This window comes from Fundicoccus culcitae (assembly GCF_024661895.1).
Lineage (GTDB): Bacteria > Bacillota > Bacilli > Lactobacillales > Aerococcaceae > Fundicoccus_A > Fundicoccus_A culcitae.
Genome location: NZ_CP102453.1, coordinates 2,059,991 through 2,075,154, shown reverse-complemented (window position 1 = coordinate 2,075,154; position 15,164 = coordinate 2,059,991). Strand labels below are relative to the sequence as shown.

Genomic DNA, 15,164 nt, shown 5'->3' with positions numbered 1-15,164 from the left:
TGCTAAGGCACTCGTTTCTACATCATTTACCCCTTCAAATTGCTTCTTTTCTTCGTGTGACATCTTCTTCCCCCTATAATTAATTTATTTAATTAAATAACGCATTAATAACCATTTGCCCGATAGGTGCTGCGATAACAACCACAATCCCGGTAACAACAATCGACAAACTAGACATTGCCCCTTGTACTTCGCCCATTTCAATGGCTTTAGTCGTCCCCATGGCATGCGAACTTGCTCCAAGCGCGACCCCTTGAGCAACAGGATCATCAATTTTAAACCACTTAAAGACCGATGGGGCCACCAATGCTCCAAGAATACCTGTAAATACCACCGTAGCAACTGTCAGCGACACGATTCCGCCCATTGATTCAGAAATCCCAACGGCAATGGCCGTCGTTATCGATTTAGGGAATAAGGTAGCTGCTAACTGCCCGTCAAAACGGAATAATAAAGCAAAACCAATCACCATCACGGAATGGAATAAAACACCTAAGACAATCCCCGTAAGAATCGACTTATAGTAACGTTTCAAATAAATAAAGTTTTTCTCCAGCTTGATAGCTAAAGCCACCGTTGCAGGTGTTATTAGTAAGTTAATGTGCTGGCCGCCTTTATTAAACGTTTCATAAGGAATATCGCCTAAAAGTAACACAATGATAATGGCAATAATTGCGAAGATTAAAGGATTAAAAATAGGAATCGGCCAACGTTTATATAATTTATCCCCAATTAAATAAAACAAAAATGTCATAAAAATTCCAAAATAAGGGGTTTCTAAAATAGGTAAAAGCGTACTCATCTTAATCCTCCTTCCCAGAAACTTGATTTAAATCCTTGGCTTCTGTTTTAGCTTTTAAGCTTTGTACAGTGCGTCCAACAAATCCCATCATCAACACCGTCGTCACAAGAATAATTAAAATTAATTGCCACCAAATATCACCCAAGACATCAAAGTTAGTCATCAAACCAACCCCTGCAGGGACAAACAAAATTGCCATATTATCGGTTAAAAACGACCCTACCGTTTCAACCTGCTCAATCTTAATCCATTTATAGTGAAGAGCTAGAAATAAGAGCACCATCCCAATCACACTGCCAGGGATGGCAATCCAATTCTTAAGCAGTATCGAAAACACCTCACCTGCGAACGAAAACAGAAAAATCCAAAATAGCTGTTTATATATCTTCATCAAAATCAACCTTTCTCCTATAACATTTTATCTAAAAAATCTAATATTACTGCCATTCCTTTTGACTTATGTTATAATTACAATAGCCATATTGGACTGAAAACGTTTTTTCAACTTGCATCCAATATATCATATTTATCCCCATATCAAAATATAGCTTCATTATCATACCATATAAATAATTTATAGATAACATATTGGAGGTCAATCATGAACTTAAGAGACTTAGAATACTTCAAATACTTAGCCGAAAGCCTGAGTTTCACGAAAACTGCTGAGCATTTTTTCGTATCTCAGCCATCCATTTCCATCGCCCTAAAACGGTTAGAAGATGAGTTTAATTCAACCTTAATTAAACGGAATCGATCAACCAAGCACATTCAAATCACCCCTTCAGGGCAACTTCTCTACCAAAGAACCATCGAAATGTTAAATCTGTTTAACAATACCAAGACTGAGATTGCTAACCTTAATTCACAAAATGTCTACTTTGGATTCTTACCAACCATCGGGGGCGCTTATTTTACGCGCATTTTGCCTTATCTAACTGAATTTATTTCCGATTTAAAATTGGTTGAAGAAGAAAGTTCCGATGAAATGTTACAACTTATCCGTACACGCAAAGTCCCAGCTGCCATTGTTGGCTTAGACGGCTCACCCTTGCATGAACGCTGGTTGACGCAATATGAAATTGATGCCAAGCCGCTCTCTGTTTGTGTGTCCACCACCCACCCTTTAGCCAAATACAGTGAAATCTCAGCCGAACAACTCGCTGGCCAGAGCTTCCTATCTTTATCTAAAGGCTATTTGCATCATAAACTCTTTACAAAATGGGCATCAGAAAATAACATCGATACGACCAATGTTCTGTATACCGATGAAATCCCAACCGCCCATTCCATCATCGCCTCCGGTATCCGTGTTGGCTTGATGATTGATACCCTTGTAAAAGATCGAACGGATATTATCGCCATCCCACTCAAAGACAGCCCGTTGTTCTACATCAATCTGGTTTTAAACAACGAAACCGATCAGATCCCTGCCCAGTTGAACTTCAACGCTAAACTAATCGAAGCCGTTGAAAAAGAATTCGACGCCAAACCCCTCTAATAAATACCCCTGAAACCAGCCAACTGGCGGTGCCTATTTTGAAAAAAGTCCACAAAAAAAAGTGCTGTACCAACTCCTATTAGGAGCTGGTACAGCACTTTTTTTGTTAGAACATATCGGTCACTTTGTGTGTAACGTCAGAAGTTACTTCTTTAGCTTTGTCCATAATATCTGAGAAAGTATCGCTAGCTTTATCTTTGGCTTTACTCGTTGAATTCATTACTTTCATGAGTGTATTAATTTCAGTATCAGAAAGGCTATCAACGGCACTTACCATAGCATCTGAGCCGTTTAAGCGATGTTTAACAAACATTTTGGCTCTTTCACGATTTAGAACACCTTCAACTTTTTCACGAGCTGTTTCATCAAAATACAAGAATAGTGAAACACCTGCAACAACAACCGCTGATCCTAATAAAATCTTTCCCCAATGATCTTTCATTTGATTTCCTCCTTACACAATTTTGTAGCAATAACTTGCTCTTTTAGTGTAAACCTAGTATAGCATATCCTTTGATTAGATTAAATTAATACGCCTTTTAGAAAGCAGAAATTTTGAAAGAATTAGCGATATTTATTTGGATTATTTGCGGTGTGCGATGTTAATGGCACCACTGCGACCACCGATGGTGATGCGGTCACCCAGTTCGATTTCGCCGTTCAGCATCATTTCACTCAAAGTATCCTCAATTTGTTTTTGAATCGCACGACGAATTGGACGGGCACCATATTCTGGGTCATATCCGGCTTCGGCGATAATATCAACGGCTGTATCGGTTACGCGTGCTTCAATTTCGAGATCTTCGAGACGTTTCACAACATCTTGCGCATGCAAACGAACAACTTTGCGGATATCTTCTTTAGATAATGGGTGGAATACGACGGTTTCATCAATCCGGTTAAGGAATTCTGGACGGAAAACTTTCTTCAATTCTTCTCGAATACGTTTTTCCATCGCATTAAAGTCATCTTTAACATTAACAGCACCAAAACCAACGGATTTTTCATCACGTAGGGCTGTCGCACCAATATTCGATGTCATAATAATGATGGTATTACGGAAATCGACTTTACGTCCTTTACCGTCTGTTAAGTGTCCATCATCAAATACTTGCAATAAGATATTGAAAACATCTGGATGGGCTTTTTCAATCTCATCGAATAAAATAACGCTGTATGGTTTGTTACGGACTTTTTCTGTTAATTGACCAGCTTCATCATATCCCACATAACCTGGAGGTGAGCCGACTAAACGAGACACACTGTGTTTTTCCATGTACTCAGACATGTCCACACGAATCATGTTATCTTCACTACCAAACATAGATTCGGCAATGGTTTTGGCTAACTCGGTTTTACCAACTCCAGTTGGTCCTAAGAATAGGAAGGAACCAATTGGACGGCCTGGGCTCTTCAAGCCAGAACGGGCACGACGGATGGCACGTGACACAGCTTTAACGGCTTCGTCTTGACCAATGACACGTTTATGCAATTCTTCTTCAAGGTTAATTAAACGGTCCGCTTCCTTAGTGTCCATTTGACGAACCGGAACGCCAGTCGCTAAGGCAACAACTTCAGCAACATCTTCTCCAGTTACTTGTAAGCGAACAGGTTCAACTTCTTCTTCTTTTTCTTTTTCAGTCGCTGTTTGGATGGCTGTTTCAACGGCTTGTTCTTCTTCACGTAAGCTTGCGGCACGTTCAAATTCACGACTTAAAATGGCTTTTTCTTTGCGATCTGCTATGTCACTCAATTGACGTTCAAGATTGCTAACGGTTAAGCTGTCCATTGATTCATCGATGCGCACTTTAGCAGCGGCTTCATCAATCAAGTCAACCGCTTTATCCGGTAAGCGTCTACCTGTCATGTAGCGTGAACTTAATTTAACGGCTGCTAAAACGGCATCTTCCGTAATATCTACTTGATGGTGATCTTCATAACGACCTTTAAGTCCATCGATAATTTGAATCGATTCTTCTTGGGTTGGTTCCTCAACCATGACACGTGAGAAACGACGTTCCAAAGCGGCATCTTTTTCAATATGTTTTTGATACTCATCTAAAGTCGTTGCACCAATTGTTTGGATTTCACCCCGCGCAAGGGCTGGTTTTAAGATGTTTGAGGCATCAATGGAACCTTCTGCTCCTCCGGCACCGATTAAAGTATGCAACTCATCAATGAATAAGATAACTTCCCCATCATTGGTAATCTCATCGATGATTTTCTTCATGCGTTCTTCAAATTCCCCACGATATTTCGTTCCAGCAACTAAAGAACCCATATCCAACATCATAAGACGTTTTCTTGCGATATCTTCAGGCACTTCACCAGAAACCATACGTTGAGCGAGTCCTTCAACAATAGCTGTTTTACCCACACCAGGTTCACCCACTAAGACCGGGTTATTTTTTGAACGACGACTGATAATTTGAACCATACGATGGACTTCTTTAGAACGTCCAATCAATGGATCCAATTTATTTTCACGAGCTAATTGGGTTAAATCTCGCGCAACAGAATCTAACGTTGGTGTGTTTGATTGCGTTTCTGCTTGATTTCTACTTTGACGCCCTGCTTGACGACCTAGGTTTTGCGCGCCGGTTCTTTCATTAGATTGAGCAACGCCAATCAATTCATAAACGGTTTTACGCAATTCGTTAATATCAATGCCTAAGTTTTTCAATAGGACAGTCGCTAAAATTTCTTCTTTTAATAAACCTAATAATAAATGTTCGGTTCCTACTTTTGCTGCACCGAGACGTTTGGCGTCATTGGATGCATTCATAATGACTTTTTTGGCACGTGGTGAATAGGGAATAACAACTTCACCTTCAGTGCGTGGTGAAGCGGTTTTGCCATGGATGGCTTCCAATTCAATTAATAGGGCTTGGTAAGTTGCTCCTACACTACGTAAGGCTTTCCCAGCAATCCCTGTTTCTTCACGCGCTAAACCAAGTAGAATATGCTCGGTTCCAACTGCTTGGTGACGTAAGTAATAGGCCTGCTCAGCAGCAAATATCATGACCTGGCGGGCACTATCTGTAAATAATTCTTCAAACATAAATTGTTCACCTCTTATTTGTCTGTATATTTTAATTGATCAAAAAACGTATTCAAAATGGTTGCTCTGAGTTCTTGTTCTTGATCGGTATATGTTTGTAAAACGGATTTTTCGGTTATCGCTAAAATCATTGTGGCTTCACGCTTAGTAATAATTTCACGGTCGTATAAAGTCTGAATTAGATTAACACTGTTACGTTGACTAATCTTTTGACCAACAAGATCTTTTAATTGATCAATTTGATCCGCTTGATCCACTAAATGGATTTTCAAAATACGAATATAGCCGCCGCCTCCGCGTTTACTTTCAACTAAATAGCCGTGTTCTTGGGTAAAACGTGTGTTGATGACATAATTAATTTGTGAAGGTACACAGTCAAAATGTTCTGCCACATCACTGCGTTTAATTTCAATGTGTTCTTGATGTTTCAAAAAACCCTTCAGATATGCTTCAATGATATCTGACATGTTTCTTTGCGACACTTTTACCCCTCCTTTTTCTTAACATTGACTATCTTTGACTATTATACACCATCCTATGCAAATTGTAAATAGTTTTTAGCAATTAATTCAAATAAATATTTGAACGTTGCAGAGATATTTATTCAAAAAACTGTTCAGAAGGTTGTTTTTGTGCTATACTAAGTGTTGTAAAAAAGAGGAGGAGTATTATGAGCAATCAAGTACTAGTTATTAATGATTTACCCGGTGTCGCTAAAGTGGCTGGCATGTCGAATTTACCGATTTTGGAAGCAGCCCAATTTGAGGTGGGCTTACTGCCGACATTGATTTTGTCGACTCATACTTTAGGTTATCCTGGTTTGATTAAACATTATCTAAATGAATCTTTTGACGAAATTTTAAATCATTGGTATGACATGAATGTTCAATTTCGTGGTTGTTTAACGGGTTACTTTGCGGATTCTAAGCAAATTGACACGGTCATTGACTACTTAGAAAAAGTCGATTACGATTTGCCAGTTATCATTGATCCCATTATGGCGGATTTTGGTAAATTATACGCAGGTTTTTCAGAAGATTTCCCTGAAAAATTCCGTAAATTGGTTAAATATGCTGATATTATTGTCCCAAATTTAACTGAAGCCTGTCTCATTACGGATTATCCTTTCTCTGAAGATCTTTCAACTGAAGACTATCCTAAAATTTGCCAAGGTTTAGTTGATTTAGGCGCTAAGAATGTTGTTTTAACGGGGGTTTCTAATGGTGAAGTCCATGATGGGGAAGAAACCATTGGTTACTATGTTTATACCCCAGGTGAAGAACCGCAATATGTGATGCACCAAAAATTTGACACTTGGTTTAAAGGGATCGGCGACTTGTCCGTTAGTTTAATTATGGCTTACTATTTGTTGGGCGATACGGTTCTCGATGCGGTCAAGAAAAGCACGCCGTATATGGAATTGGCCATTCAACATAGCATGAAAGTTGACCGTGACCAAAAACTTGGGATTTATTTTGAACCGATTATTCCGCAATTTGCCAATGAAATCCAAGCCATGCGTGACGCTTTATAATAAATACCACTGCTGAGACGTAGGTGGTGCTACATAAAATCGCATGTTTTTAATTATCGAGTAAAGGACGGACCGACACACGATAATTATAAACATGCGGCTTTTTATTTTAGAGGGCGTATTCGTACATTAAGTAATCTGTCCATCCGATGCCTTCATAGAACATATGTGTCGTGTCAATTAATTTAAAACCTAATTTTGTGTAGAGTCGTTGGGCGGGTAGATTGCTAGCTAAGACATCCATTCGGACGACTTTTTGATGGGTGGCTTTTGCCAAACGAATGACTTCTTGGACGAGAAAAGTGGCTAACCCTTTTCCATGATAGGTTGGCAACACAGCCAAAGCATGAATAACGGTAATCTCCTCATCTTTTGCATCGATGTCCCAGACGACTTCTTTGTATCCTTCGTTGTATTCATGGTTTATGATCAAAGCCGCCACATAAATCCCCTCAACTTCTACGGCATAGAGTTCTTCTTTGTTGAGGGCACCTAGCAATAGTTTGTCTGAAGGATACACGCCTTTTTCCCAACCCGGTATGTAGGGCGACCCTTCCATCATGTCGATTAATTGATGGTAAAGTGACTGGATGGCTAAAAAGTCATCGGTGTTTAAACGTCGTAATTGCATAGGGATCTCCTTCATCATGTGAACCGTTCAGGCAGTGATATTTATTTTATAAAACATACTCGTATAAGAGGTAGTCCGTCCAGCCGGTATCTTCATAAAACATTTGGACAGTGTCGATTAGTTTGAAACCAAGTGACGTATAGAGCTTATGGGCAGGAAGATTGCTAGCAAGCACATCTAGGCGTATCGCTTTTTGGTGATTTTGCTGAGCGCGTGTGATTGCTTCTTGAACTAGGAACTTGGCTAACCCTTGGCCTTGATGGGTGGGGAGTATCCCCAAGGCATGAATCACGGTGACTTCATTATCCTTGGCCGTGATTGCCCAATTGGCTTTCTTGTAACCTTCATTATAATCATGATTCATAATCATGGCAGCTACATATGTGCCATTGATTTCAACCGCATATAATTCGTGTTTGTTGAGCGCATCATGTAGCATCTCATCAGATGGGTAAATGTCTTTTTCCCAACCCGGTAGATAGGGTGAGCCCTCCATCATCTCGATTAATTGATGGTAAAACAACTGAATGGCTGTAAATTCATTTGTATGGACGCGTTGTAATTCCATAGCAACCTCCTTGAGTGAAATTACTCCTATCATAGCATAAACCTTTCAAATAAATAACTTGAATTTTGTTACAAAAAAGAAGCCGGAAACATCCGACTCTCTTAAGCGTAAACTGAAGCAATCCGCCTGTTAAGATGAACTATTATACATCAGACATTTGTCACTTATCATAAAAACATGCCGTTATGAGCTATAGTTTTATTTATATACAAGACTTTCTTATCTTTTCAAAACAAAAATCGCAATGAGCAATCAGAACTTGATTGCTTTAATTGCGATTTCTTTAGGGCTAGTTTTTACCCTATTTATCCAACTATTTTACCCTTACTAACCTTCTATATACTGTCTATCGAACTAAATTATTCTGCGTTTTTTAGTTGAATACTTTTAATCCTGCACCAATAATTCCATTGTCTCTTCCAAGAGTTGTTGCAGAAATCGAATCAAGAATATGATGCTGCTGGTCTAAAAGAATTTTCTTTAATTCATCTTTAAGTAATTCGATATAAAAAGGATTATAGTAGATGACACTTCCACCTAGAACAATTTTTTTAGGATCTAAAAGATTAATCAGCGAATAAATTGACAGTGCCATTGAATGAACACTTTTATTGATCGCCTTTTCAGCTACTGAATCTCCTTCTTTATATAATTCAAAAACTTGCTTTGTAGTAATCGAATAGTCGCCTAACTTATCTTGTACAAATTTTTGAATCGCTGGCCCAGCAGCTACTTCTTCAAGTGTTCGATAACCTTCTTCACTGTATATTAGATCTAAACCAATTTCTCCTGAAAAACCATTCCCTCTAAGAATTTGATTATTTATAATCGTAGTTGCTGCAATTCCAGTAGATAAAGTAATATAGGTAAACACTTCATCCTGTAATAAGTTTGCCATTTTATACTCAGCATATGCAGCCATTTTTACATCATTATCGATTACTACATTTAAAGTTTCTCCATAATATTCATTCAACTTTTTTACAATCAGGAAATTTTCCCAAGGTAAATTATTTTGAAATACTGCAACACCCTTATCTAAATCAACCAAGCCAGGTATTCCAATCCCAAAACCCTTTAAATCTCTAATTGTTAGCCCAGAGTCATTCATTACTTCATCAATACCGTTTGTTAAAGTCAAAAACAGTGTCTCATCACTTCTTGTATCACTTAAGTACTCTTTGCGGTTACTAATATTTCCTTGCTTATCAACCAAAGCGATGGCTATCTTTGTCCCTCCAATGTCAATTCCTAAAGACAATTGTTCAGACATTTAATTGCTCCTTTTAACAAATTTTTCAGTCATTTACAATAAAGAAAAGACCTTTTTCTAGTTTGTTTGGTATCTTTAGAATAAAGGTCTTCTTCAGTCAATGATTTGTCACTTCTTATCTGAATGATTCATTCGTTAAATCTTCACCATTTGTTTCGATTACTTTTTTATACCAGTTAAAAGATTTTTTCTTCGAACGTTCTAGTGTTCCATTACCTTCGTCATCACGATCGACATAGATGAAACCATACCGTTTAGACATTTCACCTGAACTTGCTGAAACAAGATCAATAGGACCCCAGGTTGTATACCCAAAAACATCTGCTCCATCTAACTCAATAGCATCTTTCATTGCAGCAATGTGCTTGGCATGATATTCAATTCGATAATCATCTTCAACATAACCATTTTCATCTAAGTTATCATACGCTCCTATCCCATTTTCAGATACAAATAATGGTTTTTGGTAGCGATCATATAAATCGTTAATCGTAATACGAAAACCTAATGGATCAATAGGGGTTCCCCAATCATTTGATTCCAAATAAGGGTTATCAACAACTTTAATATCCCCTCCCTCGTCAGCTCTCTCAGCTACAAAAGATCCATAGTAAGAAAATGAAATAAAGTCTACAGTATTTTCATTCAATATTTTTTTGTCGCCTTCTTCAAAGGGAATAGAAATTCCCTCTCGTTCTAAATACTTAAGGACATAATTAGGATATTCACCAAAAGATTGTACATCAATTAAAAAATAATCTTTTTGCTTCATCACTTGAGCAGCGCGAACATCTTCGGGATGTGGGCTTGCTGGATAAAACTGTCCAGCTCCTGCGGCAAACATACATCCAACTTTATTTTCTGGATCGACTTCATGCGCAATTTTTGTTGCAATTGCACTAGCCATTAATTCATGATGAGCAGCATTAAACTTGACTTGTTCTTCGTTTTCTCCATCGTCAAATACAATACCCGCACCAATAAACGGGTCACGAAATAACACATTAATCTCATTAAAGGTAAGCCAATACTTCACTTTCCCTTTATATCGATTAAATAGCACAGTGACAAGACGTTCGTAAAATTCAAGCATTTTTCTGTTTCTCCAACCACCATATTCATCCACTAAATGCATTGGAATATCAAAGTGGGTAATGGTAACGAGTGGCTCAATATCATACTTTATACACTCGTTAATTAGGTCATCATAAAATTTTAAACCTGCTTCATTTGGTGTTCGTTCATCACCTTTAGGAAAAATTCTAGTCCAACCAATACTAAAACGATACGTTTTAAAACCCATCTCTGCAAACAAAGCAATATCTTCTTTATAGCGATGGTAATGGTCAATTGCCTTTTTAGCTGGATAAAAATGCTTATCATCAAATGCTGTATGCTTCATTTTTCCTGTAATAATTGCCTGACGGTCTTCACCATGTGGAATCACATCGACATTGGCTAAGCCTCTTCCATCAACATTGTAGGCACCTTCTAATTGATTGGCAGCCGTTGCCCCACCCCATAAGAAATCTTTTGGGAAACTCATCCTCTTCCTCCTCTTCGATCTGTAAAAAATTATCATTTTGAAGATTATTGATTTAAACGGATACTAGCATTACGCTTCTGCTCCTGTTAATTCAAGCGCCTTATAATCTTTTTCAATTTCACGATAGAAAACATAATAAATAGCACCATCTATTACAATTAGAATAATCTGCAATATTGCCGCCCTAATAGAATTGTCAGTTGCTAAAAAACCATTGATTATAGCTGGCATCGTCCACCCTACATCAATACCAATCGTCTTTGGTACAATACCTATTGCCATCGTTAGATAGGTAATTGTAGCATTTATCATTGGTACAATAATGAAAGGAATGAGCATTTTAAAGTTCAAAACAATTGGAATCCCAAACAATACGGGTTCATTAATATTAAATATCCCCGGTACCAATGTAACTGGAGCCATTGTTTTTGTTACAGCACTTGTGTTCTTTAAACGAGCTAGTATAGCAATAATGATCACTAATCCTAACGTAGCTCCACCACCACCTATATGGACGAAATATTCAATAAATTGTTGTGTCACAATATGTGGTACTTCTTCTCCAGCTTGGAATGCCGCCAAGTTCTCACCTGAATTTGCCATCCAAAGTGGACGCATCACTGCATGAACCGTATTTCCACCATGGATCCCCATAAACCAGAATAAACCATGTATAAGAGTAACGATCAACGTACCAATTAAATTATCACTAAGTAAACTTAATGGACCACCTAATACGATCCCTACAATATCATGTATATTTCCAATACCAAGTTTTTCGAGTACCCCATAAATAATTAGCCAGCCTGTGATAACAAATAGTCCAGGTAACAAGGCACTAAAACTTCTAGAAATTGCTGGTGGAACTCCTTCAGGCATCTTAATCTGATAATCACGATCAATAAACCAAGAATAAATGACACCAGTCGACAAACCAATTACAATTGCAAGAAGTATCCCGCCACTTCCTGTATATCTAGTTAGAATTCCGTTGCCTGCTTCACTAGACATAAATGGAGTTGCTGTTACAAATGCAGATACAGAAATAATTCCTGCTGCTACACCATCTTGTTTATTTTCTTTTACAAAAGTATAAGTAATTCCAAAAGCTGCAACTAATCCCATTAAATCAAAACTACTACCCGTACCTTTCCAAAGAATATCTGATATACCTGTTGAACCGAGCCATTCCTCCCAACCTGGAAATGGTAAACTAGCGATGACCATGAAGACTGAACCAATCATAATCAAAGGTAATGTAAGAATCATACCATCACGTACAGCGACCAAATATTTATTCGCCGCAAACTTTGATGCAAGGGGTGTAAATTTTTCTTCCATAAATGATTGCAATGACATTTTTATATCCTCCTAATATTTTTTTCGAATCGGTAAAAAATCACGATGAGGTCTATTTATTCTCCTTCCTTTATAATTTGTGTGCATTTTTATAAACGTTATTTACTCTACACAAAATCCAATACTGGTTCCTGACATTATTAATATTTTAAAAAATGATTCAGCGCCAGAATCATAGATTTCACTCATCTCAATCTATACCACCTACTTTTCTACATCTCTTAATTTCCGGTAAATATCTACCATTTCTTTGGCTAAATCGACAAATGTAATGGCATTCATCAAATGATCTTGACCGTGAATTAATAATAAAGAAATTTCGACATTATCACCTTCAGCCTCACTTGTTAGTAGGCTAGTTTGAGATTTGTGAGCTGTTACCAATGATTCATTAGCTTCAGCCATTTTCTCTTCTGCTAAGTCAAAGTCTCCTGATTTTGCCGCTTCGATGGCTTCAATAGCCTTCCCTTTGGCATCTCCCCCATACATAATTAAACCCATAACCTCTTCTAAATTCTCTGGTTCACTCATAATACCTATCTCCTATCCAATTGTTGTCAGTGCTAATTGAAGTACTTTTTCTCCATCCATACGCCCATAATCTGCCATTGGGATGTCTGTTACTTTAATGTCTGGTTCGTAGGTATCTTTGTATTTCTTCACTACAAATTTCACTTGTGGGCCTACTAAGATGACATCGATATTATTATTGCGAACATTCTCGTCCACTTCTGACAAAGATACTGCCCAAATTTTTGTTTCAATCCCTTGTTCTTCTGATGCTTTTTGCATTTTCGTTACTAACATACTTGTTGACATTCCAGCGTTACACACTAACATAATTTCTTTCATGATAATTCTCCTATATTTTTTATTTTTACTGTTCTATAAATAAAGCCTTAAAATTCTCAAAACTTGGATCTTCTAGTAAGCTCCTCTGAGCCTCCTCATCCCCAATAAAACGCACAAAGAAATCTGTCACTTTAGGTAATCCCTTATTAGATACCTTTGAAGGAGACATGAGAACAACAAATTTTATCTCTTTATGCTCTTCATCCCACTCGACCCCATCTTTTATCACGGCAACGGCTATCTCACTGTGGACGCCTAAGGGAACTGAAGGGTGCGGGAAGGCTAGATTCTCAGAAAAAACTAAAGAACCAAATCTTTCTCTCAACTCTACTTGCTTAATAAAGTCCTCAACAAGGGATTCCTCTTGAAAATCAGTTAAGGTTTCGACCATTTGATGTAGTAAGTCTTCTCTTGAAATTGGTTGATTAACTATAAAGTAGCGATCTTCACTGAAATACTCATTGAATAGTCGTGATGAATGAGACTCAGTGATTCTTTTTTGAGATGTTGAGTTAAAAGCTTTGTTATGGTCTTTTATATAATGCTTTATTTGTCTAATATCCTGTTCATTCAAGAAAACGCTAACTTGTATGACTGGAATAGTAAAGAAAGAAGTAGTTATATCTATCGTTGATATAATCAAATCAATATCCTCTAATTTCTGTTCATCCAGTTGATAATAGCTGATCACATCAATGATACGAATACTTGAACCGAACTCCGTCTCCAAACGACTACGCAACATCTGTGCACTCCCCATACCTGTTGAACAGATAACAATAACATTCAATTGTTGCTTTTGCTTATGTCTTTCAATAGCAGCTAAGACATGAAGAACAATATAAGCCCATTCATGATTATCAACCTCGTGTCCTTCGAGTAATGGCATCTGACTAAAATAATATTTAATAATTTCGAATTCCTTTGTATATCTACTATAAACTTCATCAAATAAAGGGTTTTTCATTTGAACACCCATCTTTAATCGTGTAATAAGCGGTTCAAAATGTGCTTCTAACCCCATCACTAACATTGAATCTAAACTAAATTCCAGATTAGATGAATCTTTCATCGTTGAAAGAGCTTGAAAAATCTGACTTTGTAATACATTGAAATTAGCACTATGTAAGTCATCTTGCTCATAATCTTTGTTAGACTTAGAATTAAGATGCAAGGCAATGTACTTGGCTTCATCTTCAGGAAATTCAATCTTTTCAAGGTCCTCAGCACGACTAATAATTTGCTTAGCAACATCAATCTCATAGGAAAAATCAAGTTCTTGATTACTTTGAAAAGCTTCGATTGTCTTACCTTCCTTAATACGAACAATAGCTAGTGCCAAATGCAACACTAGATTCTGCATAGCATAATCGGACAGCTGGATTTTACCATTCCGACACTCTTCTAAGACTATAATGAAAAGTGATTCTAATGATATATCTGATTCTTTAAGATAGTCATAAGTGAAATTCATGAAAGTATCCAATGGATGTGACTTAAAGAAGTAATTTAAGATGAACCGCCTTTTCTCAAGCTCAACTCCTTGAATGGATATTCCCTCATTCACATCATTAATCAGAGTCAGTTCATAGGCTTGTAATTGCTTTCGAATACTTTGAAGAGTATGCATGATTGTTGAATTACTGACAAATAGTTCTTTAGCATATTCATCCACCGTTAGAATTTGACCTTCTAAGAATATTTTGTTCAACAGATAACGTTCACGATCTTTAGGCTCAGTAATTGTGAGAACATCTAAATTGTTTTTTTGATTATTACTAATATCATTAAAAATAGAATTAAAGCGAGAAGGGTCATCAATTACCAATTTATACCCCTGCCCTTTTTTAATATCAATTTTTGCCCCATACTCACCTAAGAATTGACTTATGTTTTTTATATATTTGCGAGCCGTTCGATCAGATACATTAATGTAGTCACCCAATACCTGGCTAGAGACATGCTCGTTCATATGATCGTATAAAATTTTTATTAATTGAGTTTCTTTACTATCAAGTGGTAAATCTCTCATACTTG

The 15,164-nt window shown here is 37.3% G+C and carries 15 protein-coding genes; 2 read left to right on the top strand and 13 right to left on the bottom strand.

The features are described 5' to 3' along the window. Window positions 1-88: 88 nt before the first annotated feature. Together NRE15_RS09405 and NRE15_RS09400 are read right to left on the bottom strand one after the other, a co-directional pair. Window positions 89-802, bottom strand: a complete 714-nt coding sequence (locus tag NRE15_RS09405) for an LrgB family protein (RefSeq protein ID WP_313792625.1) — start codon at window positions 800-802, stop codon at window positions 89-91. A 1-nt stretch (window position 803) separates the two neighbouring features. Beyond that, window positions 804-1,193: a CidA/LrgA family protein gene (locus NRE15_RS09400; RefSeq protein WP_313792624.1), complete on the bottom strand. Its 390-nt coding sequence runs from the start codon at window positions 1,191-1,193 to the stop codon at window positions 804-806. A gap of 210 nt (window positions 1,194-1,403) precedes the next feature. Between NRE15_RS09400 and NRE15_RS09395 the strand changes: the two genes are divergently transcribed. After that, window positions 1,404-2,303 (top strand): LysR family transcriptional regulator, encoded by a 900-nt coding sequence (locus NRE15_RS09395; protein ID WP_313792623.1) that lies wholly within the window; start codon window positions 1,404-1,406, stop codon window positions 2,301-2,303. A 106-nt stretch (window positions 2,304-2,409) separates the two neighbouring features. Here the strand turns inward: NRE15_RS09395 and NRE15_RS09390 are convergent, their stop codons facing one another. The 3 genes from NRE15_RS09390 to NRE15_RS09380 all read right to left on the bottom strand — a co-directional run bounded on the left by NRE15_RS09390 (window position 2,410) and on the right by NRE15_RS09380 (window position 5,846). Next, window positions 2,410-2,745, bottom strand: a complete 336-nt coding sequence (locus tag NRE15_RS09390) for a hypothetical protein (protein ID WP_313792622.1) — start codon at window positions 2,743-2,745, stop codon at window positions 2,410-2,412. 141 nt (window positions 2,746-2,886) lie between these two features. Continuing rightward, window positions 2,887-5,364 (bottom strand): ATP-dependent Clp protease ATP-binding subunit, encoded by a 2,478-nt coding sequence (locus NRE15_RS09385; RefSeq protein ID WP_313792621.1) that lies wholly within the window; start codon window positions 5,362-5,364, stop codon window positions 2,887-2,889. A gap of 14 nt (window positions 5,365-5,378) precedes the next feature. Next, window positions 5,379-5,846, bottom strand: coding sequence for a CtsR family transcriptional regulator (locus NRE15_RS09380; protein ID WP_313792620.1), 468 nt, complete (start codon window positions 5,844-5,846; stop codon window positions 5,379-5,381). A 188-nt stretch (window positions 5,847-6,034) separates the two neighbouring features. On the opposite strand from NRE15_RS09380, the gene NRE15_RS09375 reads away from it, so the two are divergent. Next, window positions 6,035-6,898, top strand: a complete 864-nt coding sequence (locus tag NRE15_RS09375) for a pyridoxamine kinase (protein ID WP_313792619.1) — start codon at window positions 6,035-6,037, stop codon at window positions 6,896-6,898. 109 nt (window positions 6,899-7,007) lie between these two features. On the opposite strand, the gene NRE15_RS09370 is transcribed toward NRE15_RS09375, so the two are convergent. From NRE15_RS09370 to NRE15_RS09335, 8 genes are all read right to left on the bottom strand, one after another. Continuing rightward, window positions 7,008-7,529 carry a GNAT family N-acetyltransferase gene (locus tag NRE15_RS09370; RefSeq protein ID WP_313792618.1) on the bottom strand — a complete coding sequence of 174 codons (522 nt, stop codon included), beginning with the start codon at window positions 7,527-7,529 and terminating at the stop codon, window positions 7,008-7,010. Window positions 7,530-7,575: 46 nt separating this feature from the next. Beyond that, complete coding sequence (locus tag NRE15_RS09365; RefSeq protein ID WP_313792617.1) at window positions 7,576-8,097, bottom strand: GNAT family N-acetyltransferase; 522 nt, start codon at window positions 8,095-8,097, stop codon at window positions 7,576-7,578. 373 nt (window positions 8,098-8,470) lie between these two features. Then, window positions 8,471-9,370: an ROK family protein gene (locus NRE15_RS09360; protein ID WP_313792616.1), complete on the bottom strand. Its 900-nt coding sequence runs from the start codon at window positions 9,368-9,370 to the stop codon at window positions 8,471-8,473. 115 nt (window positions 9,371-9,485) lie between these two features. Further along, entirely contained in the window at window positions 9,486-10,916 is a 1,431-nt protein-coding gene (locus NRE15_RS09355) for a 6-phospho-beta-glucosidase (protein WP_313792615.1), read from the bottom strand. Window positions 10,917-10,985: 69 nt separating this feature from the next. Continuing rightward, window positions 10,986-12,269: a PTS sugar transporter subunit IIC gene (locus NRE15_RS09350; RefSeq protein ID WP_313794983.1), complete on the bottom strand. Its 1,284-nt coding sequence runs from the start codon at window positions 12,267-12,269 to the stop codon at window positions 10,986-10,988. Window positions 12,270-12,479: 210 nt separating this feature from the next. Further along, on the bottom strand, window positions 12,480-12,806 hold the full coding sequence (locus NRE15_RS09345) for a PTS lactose/cellobiose transporter subunit IIA (RefSeq protein ID WP_313792614.1): 327 nt from the start codon (window positions 12,804-12,806) through the stop codon (window positions 12,480-12,482). Window positions 12,807-12,818: 12 nt separating this feature from the next. Continuing rightward, entirely contained in the window at window positions 12,819-13,127 is a 309-nt protein-coding gene (locus NRE15_RS09340) for a PTS sugar transporter subunit IIB (RefSeq protein ID WP_313792613.1), read from the bottom strand. Between the two features lie 25 nt (window positions 13,128-13,152). After that, window positions 13,153-15,159, bottom strand: a complete 2,007-nt coding sequence (locus NRE15_RS09335; protein ID WP_313792612.1) for a BglG family transcription antiterminator — start codon at window positions 15,157-15,159, stop codon at window positions 13,153-13,155. Window positions 15,160-15,164 lie beyond the last annotated feature (5 nt).

What these genes read in the sequence shown, in the direction of transcription:
- NRE15_RS09405 (WP_313792625.1), bottom strand. Translation starts at nt 802, where the DNA reads ATGAGTACGCTTTTACCTATTTTAGAAACCCCTTATTTTGGAATTTTT.
- NRE15_RS09400 (WP_313792624.1), bottom strand. Translation starts at nt 1,193, where the DNA reads ATGAAGATATATAAACAGCTATTTTGGATTTTTCTGTTTTCGTTCGCA.
- NRE15_RS09395 (WP_313792623.1), top strand. Translation starts at nt 1,404, where the DNA reads ATGAACTTAAGAGACTTAGAATACTTCAAATACTTAGCCGAAAGCCTG.
- NRE15_RS09390 (WP_313792622.1), bottom strand. Translation starts at nt 2,745, where the DNA reads ATGAAAGATCATTGGGGAAAGATTTTATTAGGATCAGCGGTTGTTGTT.
- NRE15_RS09385 (WP_313792621.1), bottom strand. Translation starts at nt 5,364, where the DNA reads ATGTTTGAAGAATTATTTACAGATAGTGCCCGCCAGGTCATGATATTT.
- NRE15_RS09375 (WP_313792619.1), top strand. Translation starts at nt 6,035, where the DNA reads ATGAGCAATCAAGTACTAGTTATTAATGATTTACCCGGTGTCGCTAAA.
- NRE15_RS09370 (WP_313792618.1), bottom strand. Translation starts at nt 7,529, where the DNA reads ATGCAATTACGACGTTTAAACACCGATGACTTTTTAGCCATCCAGTCA.
- NRE15_RS09365 (WP_313792617.1), bottom strand. Translation starts at nt 8,097, where the DNA reads ATGGAATTACAACGCGTCCATACAAATGAATTTACAGCCATTCAGTTG.
- NRE15_RS09360 (WP_313792616.1), bottom strand. Translation starts at nt 9,370, where the DNA reads ATGTCTGAACAATTGTCTTTAGGAATTGACATTGGAGGGACAAAGATA.
- NRE15_RS09355 (WP_313792615.1), bottom strand. Translation starts at nt 10,916, where the DNA reads ATGAGTTTCCCAAAAGATTTCTTATGGGGTGGGGCAACGGCTGCCAAT.
- NRE15_RS09345 (WP_313792614.1), bottom strand. Translation starts at nt 12,806, where the DNA reads ATGAGTGAACCAGAGAATTTAGAAGAGGTTATGGGTTTAATTATGTAT.
- NRE15_RS09340 (WP_313792613.1), bottom strand. Translation starts at nt 13,127, where the DNA reads ATGAAAGAAATTATGTTAGTGTGTAACGCTGGAATGTCAACAAGTATG.
- NRE15_RS09335 (WP_313792612.1), bottom strand. Translation starts at nt 15,159, where the DNA reads ATGAGAGATTTACCACTTGATAGTAAAGAAACTCAATTAATAAAAATT.